10 protein-coding genes are annotated in these 16,084 nt (G+C 56.9%); 7 read left to right on the forward strand and 3 right to left on the reverse strand.

The genetic code is table 11. From position 1 onward, the window contains the following. Positions 1-3 precede the first annotated feature (3 nt). The 4 genes from DBV39_RS01605 (at position 4) to DBV39_RS01620 (ending at position 4,316) form a co-directional block, all read left to right on the forward strand. A complete protein-coding gene (locus DBV39_RS01605; RefSeq protein WP_407669301.1) occupies positions 4-1,410 on the forward strand; it encodes a DNA recombination protein RmuC in 1,407 nt (468 codons plus the stop codon). A 418-nt stretch (positions 1,411-1,828) separates the two neighbouring features. Beyond that, the gene (rpiA, locus tag DBV39_RS01610; RefSeq protein WP_407669217.1) at positions 1,829-2,518 is read left to right on the forward strand and encodes a ribose-5-phosphate isomerase RpiA; all 690 of its coding nucleotides are present in this window, start codon (positions 1,829-1,831) and stop codon (positions 2,516-2,518) included. A 136-nt stretch (positions 2,519-2,654) separates the two neighbouring features. Further along, positions 2,655-3,494: a phosphate signaling complex protein PhoU gene (phoU, locus tag DBV39_RS01615; protein ID WP_108623024.1), complete on the forward strand. Its 840-nt coding sequence runs from the start codon at positions 2,655-2,657 to the stop codon at positions 3,492-3,494. 264 nt (positions 3,495-3,758) lie between these two features. Then, positions 3,759-4,316, forward strand: coding sequence for a cysteine hydrolase family protein (locus tag DBV39_RS01620; protein WP_108620066.1), 558 nt, complete (start codon positions 3,759-3,761; stop codon positions 4,314-4,316). A gap of 92 nt (positions 4,317-4,408) precedes the next feature. Here the strand turns inward: DBV39_RS01620 and DBV39_RS01625 are convergent, their stop codons facing one another. Both DBV39_RS01625 and argA read right to left on the reverse strand, forming a co-directional pair. Further along, complete coding sequence (locus DBV39_RS01625; RefSeq protein ID WP_108620067.1) at positions 4,409-4,681, reverse strand: oxidative damage protection protein; 273 nt, start codon at positions 4,679-4,681, stop codon at positions 4,409-4,411. Positions 4,682-4,890: 209 nt separating this feature from the next. Beyond that, positions 4,891-6,288, reverse strand: a complete 1,398-nt coding sequence (gene argA, locus DBV39_RS01630) for an amino-acid N-acetyltransferase (RefSeq protein WP_108620068.1) — start codon at positions 6,286-6,288, stop codon at positions 4,891-4,893. A gap of 158 nt (positions 6,289-6,446) precedes the next feature. Here argA and hrpA point away from each other — a divergent pair, with 158 nt between their 5' ends. Continuing rightward, positions 6,447-10,331: an ATP-dependent RNA helicase HrpA gene (hrpA, locus tag DBV39_RS01635; protein ID WP_227870765.1), complete on the forward strand. Its 3,885-nt coding sequence runs from the start codon at positions 6,447-6,449 to the stop codon at positions 10,329-10,331. Positions 10,332-10,464: 133 nt separating this feature from the next. Here hrpA and DBV39_RS01640 read toward each other — a convergent pair whose 3' ends face one another. Next, positions 10,465-11,358, reverse strand: a complete 894-nt coding sequence (locus DBV39_RS01640; protein WP_108620069.1) for an aspartyl/asparaginyl beta-hydroxylase domain-containing protein — start codon at positions 11,356-11,358, stop codon at positions 10,465-10,467. Between the two features lie 35 nt (positions 11,359-11,393). Between DBV39_RS01640 and dnaE the strand changes: the two genes are divergently transcribed. Next, complete coding sequence (gene dnaE, locus DBV39_RS01645) at positions 11,394-14,876, forward strand: DNA polymerase III subunit alpha (protein WP_108620070.1); 3,483 nt, start codon at positions 11,394-11,396, stop codon at positions 14,874-14,876. Then, positions 14,848-15,936: a glycosyltransferase family 9 protein gene (locus DBV39_RS01650; RefSeq protein ID WP_108620071.1), complete on the forward strand. Its 1,089-nt coding sequence runs from the start codon at positions 14,848-14,850 to the stop codon at positions 15,934-15,936. The genes dnaE and DBV39_RS01650 overlap by 29 nt, the downstream gene beginning before the upstream one ends. The last annotated feature ends 148 nt before the right edge of the window (positions 15,937-16,084 follow it).

A 16,084-nucleotide genomic window follows, 5' to 3' on the forward strand; every position in this document is an offset into this window, starting at 1 on the left:
TCCATGCAAGGCACGACGCTGCTCTTGCTGATGCTCGGGCTCCTCATCACCCTGCTGGTTCTGGCGCTGGTGATGATTGGGCTTTTGTGGCGCGCACGCCGGCAGTCCGGCCTGGCCGAGGTCCTGACGGACGATCTGGTCCAGATATTGCAGGCGCAAGAGCGACTCGAGCAAGTCTGGAGGACGGAGCTTGGTCAGGGCAATGCACAGTTGCGCGCCGAGATACAGCAGAGTCAGCAGATATTTCGACAGGAGATTCTGCACGCCAACGAACAGTTTCGCTCGGCAGTGGCTCGTGACGCGACCATGGCCAGAACAGAGATCAACGAAGGCCTGGAGCGATTCGCCGGAGGATTTGCGCAACGTCTGGACTCACTGGTGCAGGCCAATGAGCGACGCATGCAGGATCTGCGCGATACGGTCGACAAGCGGTTGCAACTTCTGCAGCAGGACAATGCCCAGCGGCTCGACCAAATGCAGCGCACTGTGGACGAGAAGCTGCATGCCACGCTCGAACAGCGCTTGGGAGAGTCCTTCCGGCAGGTGTCAGACCGCCTGGAGGCCGTGCACAAAGGTCTGGGGGAGATGCAGGCTCTGGCGATCGGTGTGGGCGATCTGAAGCGGGTGTTGACCAATGTCAAGACCCGTGGAACCTGGGGTGAGGTGCAGTTGATGCGCCTGATCGAGGATGTGCTCACCCCTGATCAATATGCCACCAACGTCAAGACAGTCCCCGGCAGCGACGCCATGGTGGAAGTTGCCATTCGACTGCCCGGCAAGTCGCTGGATGACCAGCCTGTCTGGTTGCCGATTGATGCCAAGTTTCCCAAGGAAGAGTACGAGCGACTGCAGGACGCCCAGGATCGATCTGATAAACAAGCCGTTCAGATTGCAGCGACTGCGCTGGGGCGTGCGATCGAGGCACAGGCCCGTCTGATTGCACAGAAGTACCTTGCGCCACCCCACACAACGGACTTTGGTGTGATGTTTCTAGCCAGCGAAAGCCTGTACGCCGAAGCATTGCGCCTGCCAGGCTTACTCGATCGCCTGCAGTCCTTGCGCATCAACGTCGCAGGACCTGCCAACCTGGGTGCATTGCTCAGCAGCCTGCAGATGGGTTTCAAGACATTGGCGATCGAGCAGCGTTCTTCTGAGGTGTGGCAGACACTTCGGGCCGTCAAGACCGAGTTCGGGAAGTTTGGTCAGGCGCTTGCGGACGTACGCAAATCACTGGAGAGCGCATCGAACCGCATTGGTCAGACAGAGACGCGCACGCGAGTCATGTTGCGCACCCTCAAGCATGTCGAAGGCGGCGAGGAAATTGAAGATTCCGGGGTGGGAGAGTCAGATTCAGTTCTTAAGGCGGCTGCGCCTTCTGATGATTTCAGCCGAACACCAGACCGTCACTAGTCCGAAGAGGCACCCAGGGAGCTCACATCAGATACGCTGGTTTTTTTGAGATGCATTGTGGGCAAACGCACCTCTCGAACACCCTGTTGTGGATGATACGGCCTGACCCCAGAGGCGGTCCTCGATTTAGCCCTGATAGTCAGGGTTCGGGTTCAAGCGAGGTCCTTGTCGGTTCGTGCTCCAGGCAATCGTGAGGGATAATGATGGTTTGGCAGGCGGTCCTGGCAGGTTCCTTTGGACTTGTTCATTGACATGTTTCGAGTGGGCCGCATTCTTATCACATTCGTACTCATGATCCGGCTTAAGGTTTTTCAGCGTGTTTCCTGGGTGATTTCCGTCTGGTTGTCGCCGGTCAGACAATGGAATATCTGATGCCCGGATCGTCGAGATTTCAGGTTTGGCAAAGGCCGTTTAACCCATGACAATACCCACACAGCAGCAACTCAAACAAGCCGTCGCACAGGCGGCCATCGACTACATCCGCCCGCATCTTGTGCCCGGCTCGATCATTGGCGTGGGTACCGGTTCCACTGCCGATTGCTTCATCGACCTCCTGACGCCTTTTGCTGGACAGTTTGCGGGAGCAGTGGCCAGTTCGGAACGCACGGCACAAAGACTGATGCAGGGTGGCGTCAAAGTTTTCAATCTGAACGATGTGGAAACCATGCCGGTTTACGTCGACGGGGCAGATGAGATCAATCCTGCGTTGCAGATGATCAAAGGGGGTGGCGGTGCGCTGACTCGAGAAAAAATCGTAGCCTCAGTGGCCCGCGAGTTTGTCTGCATTGTGGACGCATCCAAGCAGGTTGACGTGCTCGGAGCGTTTGCGCTGCCGGTCGAAGTGCTGCCGATGGCCGTGGCGTCTGTGATGCGGTTTGCCCGTGGAATCGGAGGGAATCCCGCAGTCCGTGAAGGTTTTGTGACAGACAACGGCAATGTCATTGTCGACATTGCCGGGTTGTCGATCGCGGACCCTGCACAACTAGAATGCACATTGAACCAGTTGCCTGGCGTGGTGACAAACGGCATCTTTGCCCGGCACAGCGCTTCGGTTGCTCTCGTTGCCGATCCTCAGGGTGTCAGAAAGCTGATGGCCAGGACAGTCTGACGTTCAGATCGGGATGCTCGTGATGGTTCGAGACTCAACTGTCAAATTACTGTCATCAAATCTGCGTACACTCGCTGGATAATATTATCTTGCGGACCAGTCTGGTCCCGTTTTGTGCTGGATGAAAGCCATGGAACTGAACGATCATACCTACAAGCAGTTTGACATTGAACTTGATGAAATTCGCTCCGATTTCCTGCAAATGGGAGGGTGTGTTCAGAGCATGATCGCCGATGCCATGGAAGTGCTGGCAACAGGTGATGCAGAGTGCTTTGAACGGGTCAAGGAGAACGAGAAACAGGTCAACCAGCTGGAACTCGATATCGATGACCGCATCACGACCATGCTGGCCAGGCGCCAGCCCCTGGGATTTGATCTGCGACTGTTGCTGGCCGTAACCAAGATGCTCACGGACATGGAGCGTTGCGGTGATGAGGCTGAGCGGATTGCTGTGCTCGGACGCCGTATGCATGAAGATGCGCAGAAGTTCGTGCCGGAAATGGAACTGCAGCACGTTGCGACTGCGGTGCTGGGCATGCTGCATGATGTCATGGACAGCTTTGCGCGTCATGACTCGGTGCTCGCAGCCTCTGTGGTTCGTGGTGACAAGAAGGTTGATAAAGAGTGGAAGGCTGCGATGCGTGGTTTGATCACTTACATGATCGAGGATCCGAGAATGATTACAGGGTCAATTGACCTGATGTTGATGTCGCGTTCGCTGGGTCGGATCGGTGATCATTGCAAGAACATGGCTGAGCGCGTGATCTTTATGGTCCATGGCAAGGATGTGCGTCACCAGGGTGCCAAAGCCGCTGAACGCCTGGTCAAGAAGGCGACTCGGCATATCTCCGCAATGCAAGCGCCCACCAGCGCAGCCACCGAGTCGATCTCGACGCCGGACGCGACAACAGCCGCGGATGCGTCAACCCCTGATGTATCCCAGGAAGTCAAGCCAGAGAGTGGAAGTCAGTCCTGAGTGACTGGCCTCATCGGCAAGGAATGTCACTTTCGAGCGGAATTCCTTGCCGATGGACTGTCCCCCCGAATCGCAGCCTTTGAACGATGAATCGCCGTCTTTGATACGACATCTGGATAGCCACCGATCCGTTTCGGATTGGTGTGACTGCTCAATCGACCTGCTGTCTAGGTGGCCACGCCAGCTGGCGCACCGATTTATCGGCATGGTGAGCATTTGTAGTACATTTTTTTCTCACTCATGAGAACCAAGGGAGCAGGCAGCATGGGCAAACGAGCAGTGATCGCAGTTGATATCCAGAATGAGTATTTTCCGGGGGGCAAGCTCGAACTGGTTGGTATCAGTAAAGCAAGTGACAATGCAGCGCGGGTGCTCGATCATGCCCGACAAACAGGTGATCTGGTGATCCATGTGCGGCATGAGGCCCAGACTCCCGATGCTCCCGTGTTCACCCCAGGCTCAGATGGCGTCAAGATTCATTCTTGTGTTCAACCACTGAACGATGAAACCGTTATCGTCAAGAGCTATCCCAACTCGTTTCGCAACACCGCGTTGCAGGATATCCTGCAAAAGGAAGGTGTGACCGATGTCGTGCTTGTGGGGGCGATGAGCCACATGTGCATTGATGCCACTGCCCGCGCTTCGGCAGATCTGGGGTATCAGACAACCGTCGTTCATGATGCTTGCGCAACCCGGGATCTGGAGTTTAACGGTCAGACCGTACCTGCAGCGCAAGCCCACGCGACACTGATGGCCGCTCTGGCATTCGCATACGGCAAAGTTTTGTCTGCAGAGGAATATCTGGGTACAGTGCGTACTTGATCTGTACAAAGAGACGTTTGCCCGGACGGTTGTCTGCGTGTTAATCAGACTGCCGGTCCGGGGGCGGGCTGGTTACTTGCCTGGCTGGGTGCTCAGGCACTCGGGGGAACGAAGCCTTGTGCTTCAACGTCCCTGTCTTCAAACAAGAATTGTTCCATCTGCTCTTTCAAGTACTTGCGCGCCCTTGCATCGGCCAGGTTGAGCCGGTTCTCGTTGACCAGGCGCGTCTGAATATCGACCCATTGTTGCCAGGCTTCCCTGGATATGCTCTGCCAGATTCTGGTGCCAATCTCACCAGGATAGGGTGGGTAGTCGAGCCCCTCGGCCTCTTTTTTGAGTTTGATGCACTGGACCATTCTGCTCATGGCTAAACTTTCCTCTCGTATGGATTGTGTAAGACAGACTGAATTGTAGACTCCGACCCCAGTGCTTCCTGCAATGAACCCTTGCGCTACCAAGGAATGGTTCGGGGCCCGCGCCGACTTCTTGTTGCGATGGCAAGGTATTGTCCATACACAGTTTCTTGCTCACTCACTCAGCACATCGCGGGTGCTGCAAATCGGATCGTGCCTGATCAGAGACGCTTGAAAAAAACCAGACTGTTGCGCTGCCGGTTGTAGGCTGACTGCCTTTCTTTTGGCAGATCAGAGACGCCACCCTGTACAAACCCCCGTTTGATGAACCAGTGTGCCGTGCGTGTGGTCAGGACAAACAGTCGTTTTGCTCCCTGCGCTCTTGCTCTGGCTTCCATGTGACGCAGCAGCAGGTCGCCTTCTCCTGTACCTTGCCATTCCGGGTGCACGATCAGGCAGGCCATTTCGGCCATCTTGTCGGCCGGATAGTCGTTGAGCGTTGCGCATCCGAAAATCACGCCATCGTGTTCGAGTACGGAGAAGTTTTCGACTTCTCTTTCAATTGTTGCGCGGCCGCGAGGCACCAGTGTACCGTCTTGTTCCAGCGGTTCGATCAACCTGAGGATGGCGCCCACGTCATCAATTGTTGCGGATCGCAGATCATCAAGGGTGTCTTCCACCACCATGGTTCCCACACCATCGTGCGTGAAAATCTCCAGTAGCACGACGCCGTCCAGACTAAAGGGGACAACGTGTGCACGCGCCACGCCGCGCTTGACCGCACGCGAGGCGTGCTGCAAGTAAAAAGAGGTTGTTTCGTCAAGCTCACCCGAGGCAAGCAGTGCGTCGGCATCCAGACGAGCCAGTTCCGTATCTACATTTCCTTCGGAGTCCACCACGCCCGGCGTTTCGGTGATGAAAATCAGTTTCTCGGCTCTCAGTCCGACTGCGACACTGGTGGCAAGCTCTTCCATGGCCAGGCTGAACGCTTCACCAGTCGGCGAGAACCCAAGCGGAGAGAGCACGACAATGGAGCCGCGCTCGATCGCCGCTTTCATCGCGTCGGTGTCGATCTTGCGGACCTGTCCTGTGTGACGATAGTCCACACCATCGATCACCCCTAGCGGTTTCGCAGTGACAAAGTTGCCTGAGATGACGCGAATCTGGGCGTGCGACATGGGGGTATTGGGCAGCCCCTGACTAAAGGCCGCTTCAATGTCCAGACGGATCTCGCCTGCTGCTTCTTTTGCGCATTCCAGTGCCGCGGCATCTGTGGGCTGCAATCCACGGCCAAACTGCTGGGTGTAACCTTTGAGTCTGAGTTGCTCGTTGACCTGTGGGCGAGAACCATGCACCAGTACCAGGCGAATACCGAGCGCTGACAGCAGGGACAGGTCCTGAACCAGCGCATTGAGTGCATTGGCCTGGATCAACTCACCACCGAAAGCCACAACGAAAGTCTTGCCCCGGAACGCGTGGACGTAGGGCGCCACCTCCCTGAACCAGCGAACGAACTGAGGGGCCGAGTGTTCGGCTGCCTCGAGCGCCGATACTGTTTCGACGTCTGGTTCGGACGGTGTGTCCACACCGCTCGGGTTGGGTTCTGTGGTGTCGGTCATGAAGGAGGGACTCTGGATTAAAAGGGTAACCCTGGATTTTATAATGAGTTTGTAACAGCGGTTACTTCTTGTGCGGTCACGCACCCTGTTTTTGTCTGTCGGGTGGTGTTACGCCTGATGTTTTCAGTATTTTGCTCACACACATTTCGGTCGTTTCATTGGAATCTACACATCTGTCCCAGCCTGCAAGTGTTTCGCCCTCAAGGACGTTGCCTGACATCAAGTTTGCGGCTGACCTGCCCGTCAGTGCCAACCGCAAGGAAATTGAAGAGGCGATTGCGGCTCATCAGGTCATCATCGTCAGCGGCGAAACAGGTTCCGGTAAAACCACACAGTTACCGAAGATATGTCTAGCCATGGGAAGGGGGCTAGACAAGATGATCGCGCACACGCAGCCCAGACGACTGGCTGCGACGTCAGTGGCGCGCAGGATTGCACAGGAGCTTGATACCCCCCTCGGAGAATGGGTGGGCTACCAGATCCGGTTTCAGGAGCGTAGCCAGAAGACCACGGCGATCAAACTTATGACCGACGGAGTGCTGCTTGCCCAGACACAGCGTGATCCCTTGCTCAGGCGCTATGACACGATCATCATTGATGAGGCGCATGAGCGCAGTCTGAACATTGACTTCTTGCTGGGGTACTTGCGTCAGCTGCTTCCGAAGCGACCGGATCTGAAGGTCATCATCACCTCTGCCACGATCGATGCGAAGCGGTTCGCGGAGCACTTTGCGAGCCAGAATGGGACGCTGGCGCCAGTCATCGAAGTCACCGGACGTCTTTATCCGGTCGAGGTTCGCTATCGTCCGCTGTCGAGAGTGCGTGTGGATGGTGATTCAGCGACAGACTCGCAGTCAGGTGCCAGTGCAGACGGCCCAGGTCGAGGCGATTCCAGTGCGTATGATGCAGACGACGAGTCGCGAGAGTTAAGCGATGCGATTGTTGATGCCGTTGACGAGTGCGCCCGGCAAGGAGAGGGCGACATTCTGGTGTTCCTGCCGGGCGAGCGTGAAATCCGCGAAGCGGGCGAGGCACTGCGCAAGCATCACCCGCCCAGCACGCAGATTCTGCCGCTCTTTGCCAGACTGTCGCAGAACGAGCAAGAACAGATATTTCGTCCGACTACCAGTGCCCGCCGGGTTGTGCTTGCTACCAATGTGGCAGAGACCTCCTTGACGGTCCCTGGTATACGATTCGTGATTGACAGTGGTCTTGCCCGTATCAAGCGCTATTCCCTGCGACAAAAGGTCGAGCAACTCGGCGTGGAGCCGATCAGCCGTGCCGCAGCAAACCAGCGTGCAGGTCGGTGCGGGCGTCTCGGTCCAGGCATCTGTATCCGGTTATACGATGAGCAGACATTTCAGAGAAGGCGTGAGTTTTCCGAGCCTGAGATCCTTCGATCCTCTCTGGCGGGTGTCATTCTCAGGATGAAGTCGTTGCGGCTGGACGACATCGAGAGCTTTCCGTTTGTGGATACGCCATCAGGCAGAGCCATTGCCGATGGCTATCAGACTTTACAGGAACTCGGTGCTTTGCAGACCGATGATGGTCGGCATACGCGCAACCAGCTGACGGCGATCGGCAAGACGCTCGCCAAAATGCCACTCGATCCCAGAGTTGGACGTATGTTACTGGCTGCACGGGACCAGCAGTGCCTGCACGAGATGCTGATCATCGCCTCGGCGCTTGCCGTCCAGGACCCGAGAGAGCGCCCAACGCAGTCTCGTGAAGCGGCCCAGCAGGCGCATGCGCCGTTCAATGACAAGCAGTCCGAGTTTCTCGGGTGGATCAAACTGTGGAACTGGTATCACGAGCAAGTTGCTCACAAGGCCTCCCAGCGCAAGCTTGCGGCACAGATGCGCAAGCAGTTCCTGTCGGTTTCAAGGTTGCGAGAATGGCACGACGTACATGGACAGCTCGCTGCACTGGTCGGGGAGCAGGGCTGGCGGGTGAACCAGACCGAGGCGACCTATGAGCAGATCCATAGTGCCTTGCTCAGTGGCCTGCTTGGCAATATCGGTCTGAAGTCCGATGAGGCATCGGTTTACAGTGGCGTGCGGGATATCCGTTTCTGGATCCATCCCGGGTCGAATCTGGTTCGACGCGCCGGCAAGTGGGTGATCGCGGCCGAGCTGGTTCAGACCAGCAAGCTGTATGCCCGGTGTATTGCAAAGATCGAACCCGTCTGGATTGAGCGCGTCGCCGGACACTTGCTGCAGCGAAGCTGGGGAGATCCATCCTGGGATGCGCGCAGAGGGCAGGTTGTTGCCCATGAGCGCGCTTCACTGTATGGATTGCCTATCTACAGTGGACGCAGGGTGCATTATGGCAAGATCAATCCAGAGGCGTCCCGCGAAGTCTTTATCCGGGAGGCATTGGTACCGGGCGAGCTGGGGCTGGATTTTGAGTTCCTGGCACATAACCGCAAGCTAATCCGGCAGATCGAGCAGCTCGAGCACCGTAGCAGACGTCCCGACATTCTGGTCGATGACGAACTGATCGCGAAGTTCTACGATCGTCTGCTGCCGCAGGATATCTGTCAGACTGCAACGTTCAGGCACTGGTTCGGCCGTCTGCCCAAAGAAGACTCCCGCAAGTGGCTGCTCTCCCGGGATGATCTGATGCAGCACGAAGCCGCAGGCATCACCACCGATGTATTCCCCAAGTCGATTGACTGGCAAGGTACCCGGTTGCGTCTGGACTATCACTTCGAACCAGGTTCCCCAAAAGATGGTGTGACGCTGACAGTGCCGCTGATGCTGCTGAACCAGATTCAGTCTTCCCGCTGGGAGTGGCTGGTGCCGGGGATGCTCAAGGAGAAGGTCCAGTGGCTGGTGAAGTCGCTTCCGCAGCGCCTGCGCAAGCACTGCGTTCCGGTGCCCGACTACGCCGCGGCTTTTTATGATCGCTGGTTTGACCGGCTCGACGATCCGGGTATCAGTCTGATACAGGCCATCATTGACGATATGAATAGCCAGTTTCGTGTCAGGGTGCAGGCGTCAGAATTCCGGGCTGACACATTGCCTGCGCATCTGTTCATGATCTTCAAAGTTGTTGATCAGGACGGGCGGATGCTGCGTGCGGGACGGAATCTGTCACAGATCCGCTCCGAGCTCAGTGAGCAGGCGCAGCAGACGTTTCAGGAAATGGCGGCTGCAGGCGACGCCGTCCAGGCAAATTTGCCTGCTGAGCAGATCACTGACTGGGCATTTGGCGAGCTGCCTGAAATCATGGAAATCCGGCGTGGCCGCAACAGTGTGATTGGGTACCCGGCGCTGGTTGACGAGGGGAGTCACTGCCGGATCGATGTGTTTGATGATCCCCAGCAGGCGCAGCGAGTGCATCGCGACGGACTGATCCGTTTGCTCAGACTGTCACTCAAGGACCGAGTCAAGTATCTGGAGAAGAATATTCCGCAGGCCCTCAGGCTGGGCGTGCTGTACATGCCTCTGGGGACCTGGGAGTCGTTGCGGGACCAGATTGTTGATGTGGCGCTTGAGCGCAGTGCGTTCGGGCAAGGCGTGCCGGACAAACAGCAGGATTTTGAGCAGGCGTGTGCACACGCCAGGGAACGCGTTGGTCTGCTTGCCCAGGAGATCGCCCGTCTGGTACTTGAAATTCTGGAGTTGCTGGCATCGATTCACAAGAAATTACCCGCATTCAAACCATATGCACAGGCGCACCGGGATATCGAGTCTCAACTTGCACAACTGGTCGGCCCACGGTTTGTTCGCGAGACGCCTTATGACAATCTGATTCATCTGCCGCGGTATTTGCAGGCGGTGCTGGTGCGTCTGGACGGGATGCGAAACGACCCGCAGCGGGATCAGACCAAGATGGGTGAGATGGCGCCGTTGATTGCAAACTATCAACGTGCCCGGCAGGCGATGCAGTCCCAGGGCCATTCCCAGGACCCTGGGCTGGAATCGTTCGGATGGATGCTTCAGGAGTTACGGGTTGCACTGTTTGCACAGCGCCTGCGCACTCCTGCGCCCGTCTCGGTCAAGCGACTGCACAAAGCATGGGAGGCACTGCAGCGCTGATCAGCAAAAGTCGCCTGATCAATTACCCTGCACCCATTTGCCCCTCTCCTCAGAGCGCCCAAGCGCCAGGAGAAAGGGGTGGACCAGGGGCAGGCAAGAGCGCAAAAGGATGCGTGCAAACGATGCGGTCAAATCAGATTGCAAGGAATAGCAGAATGGCCAGGACGATCAGGGCAACTTTGGTTGCCTTGTAGAGCGGGCGGTTGGCTGCCTTGAAGGCTTTCCGCTTCTGGTCGATGACCCAGTGCCAGTGAGTCAGTCGGTTGATGAATCCGGTCTGATCCGAGTCGGCATTAGGGGAACTGGCTGCGGACATGAAAATCCGCCCGAACCAGTAGTTGACTTTTTCAGCCCAGCGCCAGATCAATGGTCTCTCGATGTCACAAAACAGGATGATGCGGTTGGTTTCAGACTTGTTGTACGCATCGTGCACGTAGGTCTCGTCAAAAATCACCCCTTCACCGTCATGCCAGACGTGGCGAATCCCGTCCACGTCGATGTAGCAACGGTCGTCGTTCGGCGTGGACAGCCCGAGGTGGTAGCGCAGCGAACCGGCATACGGATCACGGTGCGGATTGAGCTTGCCACCCGGGGGGAGCTCGGCAAACATGGCTGCCTTGACGCAAGGGATGCGGTTGAGCAACTCCACCGTTTTGGGGCACAGCTCCTCGGCCGAAGGATGCTTGGCGTCGTACCACTTGAGATAGAAGCGCTTCCAGCCGTACTTGAAAAACGAGTTGAATCCGATATCGTTGTGCTTGTCCGGTGCCTTGATTTCGGCTTGCAGCGCCAGCGCTTCATCACGAATGGTTTCCCAGTTGTCCTGCAGCAGTTGCAGCTCCGGGATGCGTGACAGCGGTACGTATGGCGTGGTGGGCACGCGAGAGGTGAGCACCATGAAGGCGTTGATCGGGGCGAGAATGATGGAGTGATCCAGCAACTGGCGTTTCAATGGAAGGCGGACGACGCCTCTGTAATGGGCAAACAGGATGGACCCGAGCCACGCAAACAATATCAGCCACTTCATAATCTCAATCCGACTCCTTGAGTACAATCTCCACTATGGCTGAAGATCTGCACTCCCCAACATTTGTACACCTGCGCGTGCACTCGGAATATTCCGTGGTGGACGGCATCGTGCGTATTCCCGAACTGGTTTCCAGAGCCCGAGAACTGGCTCAACCTGCCGTTGCACTGACCGATCTGGGCAATGTCTTCGGGTTGATCAAGTTCTACAAGGCAGCGCGGGGCGCCGGCTTGAAACCTATCGCAGGCAGTGATGTCTGGGTGACAAACGACAGCGATCGGGACAAGCCATTCCGTATTCTACTTCTGGTTGCCAGTCATGAAGGGTATCGCAGTCTGTGCGAGATATTGACACAGGCCTGGCTGAGCAATTCGCATGGTGGACGGGCCGAGGTCAGGCGCGAGTGGATCGAGCAGAGCGAGGGGTTGATTGTCCTGTCCGGAGCGCGCCTTGGCGACGTGGGCCAGAGCCTTCTGGCCGGAAACGCGGACGCGGCGCGCAAGCTGGCTCTTGCCTGGCGCGAATCGCTGGGTGACCGGTACTTTCTGGAGCTGCAGCGCACCGAGAACGATGAGGACTGGAGTTGCACGCAGGCTACGCTGGAACTGGCCGAATCCCTGGACGTACCCGTGGTGGCGACCCATCCGGTGCAGTTTCTCAAACCCGAGGATTACTACGCACACGAGGCGAGGGTTTGTATTTCGGAAGGAGAGATACTGACTAACCCGAAGCGCAATCGTCGTTTTACGGCCGATCAGTATTTCAAGAGCAGTCAGGAGATGGCTGAACTGTATGCCGATGTGCCGTCAGCTGTGCAGAACACGCTCGCCATCGCGATGCGTTGCAACCTGACTCTTACCCTCGGGCAACCCAGACTGCCAGAGTTTCCGACTCCACCGGGTCTGACGATCGATCAATATCTGGTGCAACTGTCTGAAGAGGGCCTCGCCAGGCGTCTGGAGCAGCTTTATCCCCATCCTGAAGAGCGGGTGGCACAAGCGCCCAAGTATCAGGAGCGACTGGAGTGGGAATGCAAGACCATCATCCAGATGGGATTCTCCGGCTACTTTCTGATCGTTCAGGATTTTATTAACTGGGGCAAGAGCAACGGTGTGCCAGTTGGACCTGGCCGGGGTTCAGGAGCGGGTTCGCTGGTTGCGTATTCGCTCGGCATCACCGATCTGGATCCGATTCGCTATGACTTGCTGTTTGAGCGGTTTCTGAATCCGGAACGGGTTTCGATGCCTGACTTCGATATCGACTTCTGTCAGGATAATCGTGAACGGGTCATTGAGTATGTGAAGCAGAAGTACGGGCGTGAGGCGGTGAGCCAGATTGCAACCTTTGGCACACTCGGGGCCAAGGCGGTGGTGCGCGATGCCGGTCGCGTGCTGGATATGCCCTACATGCTGTGTGACGGACTGTCCAAGCTGATTCCGTTCAACCCGGCCGACCCCTGGTCTCTGGAGCGCGCGCTCGAACACGAACCGACTTTCAAGGCCCGTTATGACAAGGAAGAAGAGGTTCGCGCGCTGATTGATCTGGCGCGCCCACTGGAGGGGCTGACTCGCAACATCGGCATGCACGCCGGAGGCGTGCTCATTGCACCCGGCAAACTGACCGATTTTTGTCCGTTGTACTGCCAGCCGGGTCAGGACGGCAGTGCAGTGTCCCAGTTCGACAAGGACGATGTGGAAGCGGCCGGCCTGGTCAAGTTCGACTTTCTGGGGCTGCGAAACCTGACCATTCTGGACTGGGCCGTGCGATACGTGCGCCGTTTCAACCCGGGGATGGCCGAGTTCGACATCATGTCTCTGACGCTGGATGATCCGCAGGTGTACCGGCTGCTGTCCGAAGGCAACACCACGGCCGTGTTCCAGCTGGAATCGCGGGGGATGAAGGAGCTTTTGAAGAACCTTCGGCCCACCACCTTCGAAGATGTGATTGCTGTGCTCGCGCTCTTTCGCCCGGGGCCGCTGGAGTCGGGCATGGTGCTCGACTTTGTGGCACGTAAGCATGGCAAGGCCACTGTCGATTATTTCCATCCTGATCTCGAGTCAACACTACGCAGCACCTATGGCGTTATTGTTTATCAGGAACAGGTGATGCTGATCTCCCAGATCATCGGGGGATACTCTCTTGGTAGCGCTGACTTGCTGCGCCGGGCGATGGGCAAGAAGAAGCCCGAAGAGATGGCCAAACAGCGCGAACTGTTCGAGGAAGGGGCCAGGAAAAAGGGACACGATCCGCAACTGGCGGTCAAGCTGTTCGATCTCATGGAAAAGTTTGCGGGGTATGGCTTTAACAAGTCGCACTCCGCGGCCTACGCGCTGATCGCCTATCACACCGCCTGGCTCAAGGCGCATCATCCAGCCGAGTTTCTGGCGGCAACCCTGTCGTCCGATATGGATGACACCGATAAGGTGCAGGCCTTCTGGCGCGATTGCCAGGCCAATAACGTGCTGGTTCTGCCACCGGATATCAATGCATCGGGCTACCGTTTCGAGCCGGTTCATGATGAAGTCAGTGCGAAGGGCAGACCGCCGCGCACGATTCGCTACGGTCTGGGGGCGATCAAAGGGGTCGGGCAGGCCGCCATTGAAGACATGGTGGCTGAGCGGGATCGCCAGGGACCGTATCAGTCATTGTTCGATTTCTGCCGACGAATCAACCGGCAAGTGGTCAACCGTCGTAGTGTCGAGGCCATGATTCGTGCAGGTGCGTTCGATTCGGTTGAACCGAACCGCGCAGCGCTACTTGCCTCATTGCCAATGGCCATGGAAGCGGCTGAGCAGATGGCAAGAACCGCTGCGCAGGCGTCGCTTTTCGGGGACGACACCGATGAACTGGTCGCGGTTGAACTCGCAAGCGTTGCGCCGTGGGATCTGCGTGAGAAGCTCTCCCAGGAAAAGACAGCGCTGGGATTTTTCTTCAGCGGGCATTTATTCGATTTCTGGAAAGAAGAGGTGCGTCGCGTGGTTCCGCGCCCTCTGAGCCAGGTGATGCCTTCAAAAGAGATCCAGTGGCTTGCGGGCACCATTGCTGGACTCAGAACGCAGATGACGCGTCGCGGAAAAATGCTGATTGCGACCATCGATGATGGGACGGCCCAGATCGAAATTACGTTGTATAACGAGCTTTATGAGGCCAATCGCAGCTGGCTGCGTGAGGACACGCTGCTGATCCTGACCGGGAAAGTATCCAACGACGATTACTCAGGTGGCATGCGAGTCAACGTGGAAGATCTTTACAGTCTTCAGGCAATGCGTCAGGCGCGGGCGAGGGCATTGAGTATCCGGTTCAACGGCAATGCAGATGCAACCAGGCTCGCGCAGGTGCTTGAGCCTTATCGACTTGCGCCGGAGTTTGACGGGACTCCCGTCGAAGTGTTTTACGAATCTGATGTGGCAAGCTGCATGCTCAAGCTTGGAGATGACTGGCGCGTGAGCCTGCCAGACGAATTGATGAAACAACTGGCGCAGTGGGTGGATGCGAGCTCGATACAGATCCGTTATTGAAAAGGTCAGACGCGCGCGCGACACCTTCAGAAGCCGGGTGACCCGCGGGTTGCTTGACCGGCCTCCTCAAATGCACGACAACCTTGTAGATCAGGTTGTGTTTGTGCGCTGGGACGGCAAGCTAGGTGACAGTATTGTGCTGTCCTGGATTTATCGGGAGATCAGACGCGCGCGGCCAGAACTCAAAGTCACTGTGCTGACCCACGTGGCACTCGCAAAAATGCACAGAGAAGATTTTGGGGTTGAGGATGTCATCATCAGCTCCAAGCGTCCAGGGTTTCTGGAGGTCTTGCGTCTGTCGCGCAAGATTCGACACGCTCGTTATGTTGTGCACCTGACCGAGCAGTTCAAACCCAGAGATTTCTGGTTCATCCGCTGCGTCGCACCTGGTGAAGTGGTCGGGCTCGATGACTCGGTCCAGTCCGTCAGCTTCAAACTCGGCAAGCGCGTGCAAGCCGAACACGTCAGCCGCAAACTGTTGCCCTGGTTCAAATCGATTGGCATCACACCTGAGAACATGCAGTACGTGATTCCTTTCAATGCTGACATTCAGACGCAAGTGAAGCAGAGCTGGCCGGCTGGTGCGGTGACCGGATTTTGTCCGCTTGGAGCCGGTTGGGATCGACGAATGTCAGACGAGTTCGCGAAAAAGTTGATCCGCATCATTCGTCAGGTAAGTGGTCATTCAGTCGTTTTGCTGGTCGCAGCCGCCGAACGTAGCCGCATGCGTAAGTTACTCGACGATCTTGCGGATGACAAAGTCTACCTGCCTGAGTCTGGCGATGGTGTCGACTTTCTGTTTGCGCGCATACGCCAGAGCGACTTCATCGTGACGGTGGATACTGCTACCGTTCACATAGCCAGTGGGTTGTCAAAGCCACAGATCTGTCTTTACAACCCGGATACGCCCACTGTTCTGAAATATCGGGAGTGGAATCCGAACTCGAGCAAGGCGATCACTTTGTTTGCGCCGACAGTCAAACCGCAGCATATTGATGCCGTCAGACTGGAGGCGTTCACTGAGGCATACATTCAACTGGTTTCTTCGGGTTCCGATTGATGTTCACACGGGCCGTCACTGTGTTTGGCGGACTGATCGGCCTGAAGACAGGTGCTGAACCATCCCCTGGCTAAAGCCAGGGGGTTCTGAAGGCGTGCGTGCGAGCCGGGACGGACTGTGCCCGTCTTGCATGGCATGCTTTGCCAGG

The organism is Orrella marina (assembly GCF_003058465.1).
GTDB classification, from domain to species: domain Bacteria; phylum Pseudomonadota; class Gammaproteobacteria; order Burkholderiales; family Burkholderiaceae_B; genus Algicoccus; species Algicoccus marinus.

Excerpts from the sequence above, each read along its gene's own strand:
- DBV39_RS01605 (WP_407669301.1), top strand. The coding sequence starts at position 4 with ATGCAAGGCACGACGCTGCTCTTGCTGATGCTCGGGCTCCTCATCACC.
- rpiA (WP_407669217.1), top strand. The coding sequence starts at position 1,829 with ATGACAATACCCACACAGCAGCAACTCAAACAAGCCGTCGCACAGGCG.
- DBV39_RS01620 (WP_108620066.1), top strand. The coding sequence starts at position 3,759 with ATGGGCAAACGAGCAGTGATCGCAGTTGATATCCAGAATGAGTATTTT.
- DBV39_RS01625 (WP_108620067.1), bottom strand. The coding sequence starts at position 4,681 with ATGAGCAGAATGGTCCAGTGCATCAAACTCAAAAAAGAGGCCGAGGGG.
- argA (WP_108620068.1), bottom strand. The coding sequence starts at position 6,288 with ATGACCGACACCACAGAACCCAACCCGAGCGGTGTGGACACACCGTCC.
- DBV39_RS01640 (WP_108620069.1), bottom strand. The coding sequence starts at position 11,358 with ATGAAGTGGCTGATATTGTTTGCGTGGCTCGGGTCCATCCTGTTTGCC.
- dnaE (WP_108620070.1), top strand. The coding sequence starts at position 11,394 with ATGGCTGAAGATCTGCACTCCCCAACATTTGTACACCTGCGCGTGCAC.
- DBV39_RS01650 (WP_108620071.1), top strand. The coding sequence starts at position 14,848 with ATGCGAGCTCGATACAGATCCGTTATTGAAAAGGTCAGACGCGCGCGC.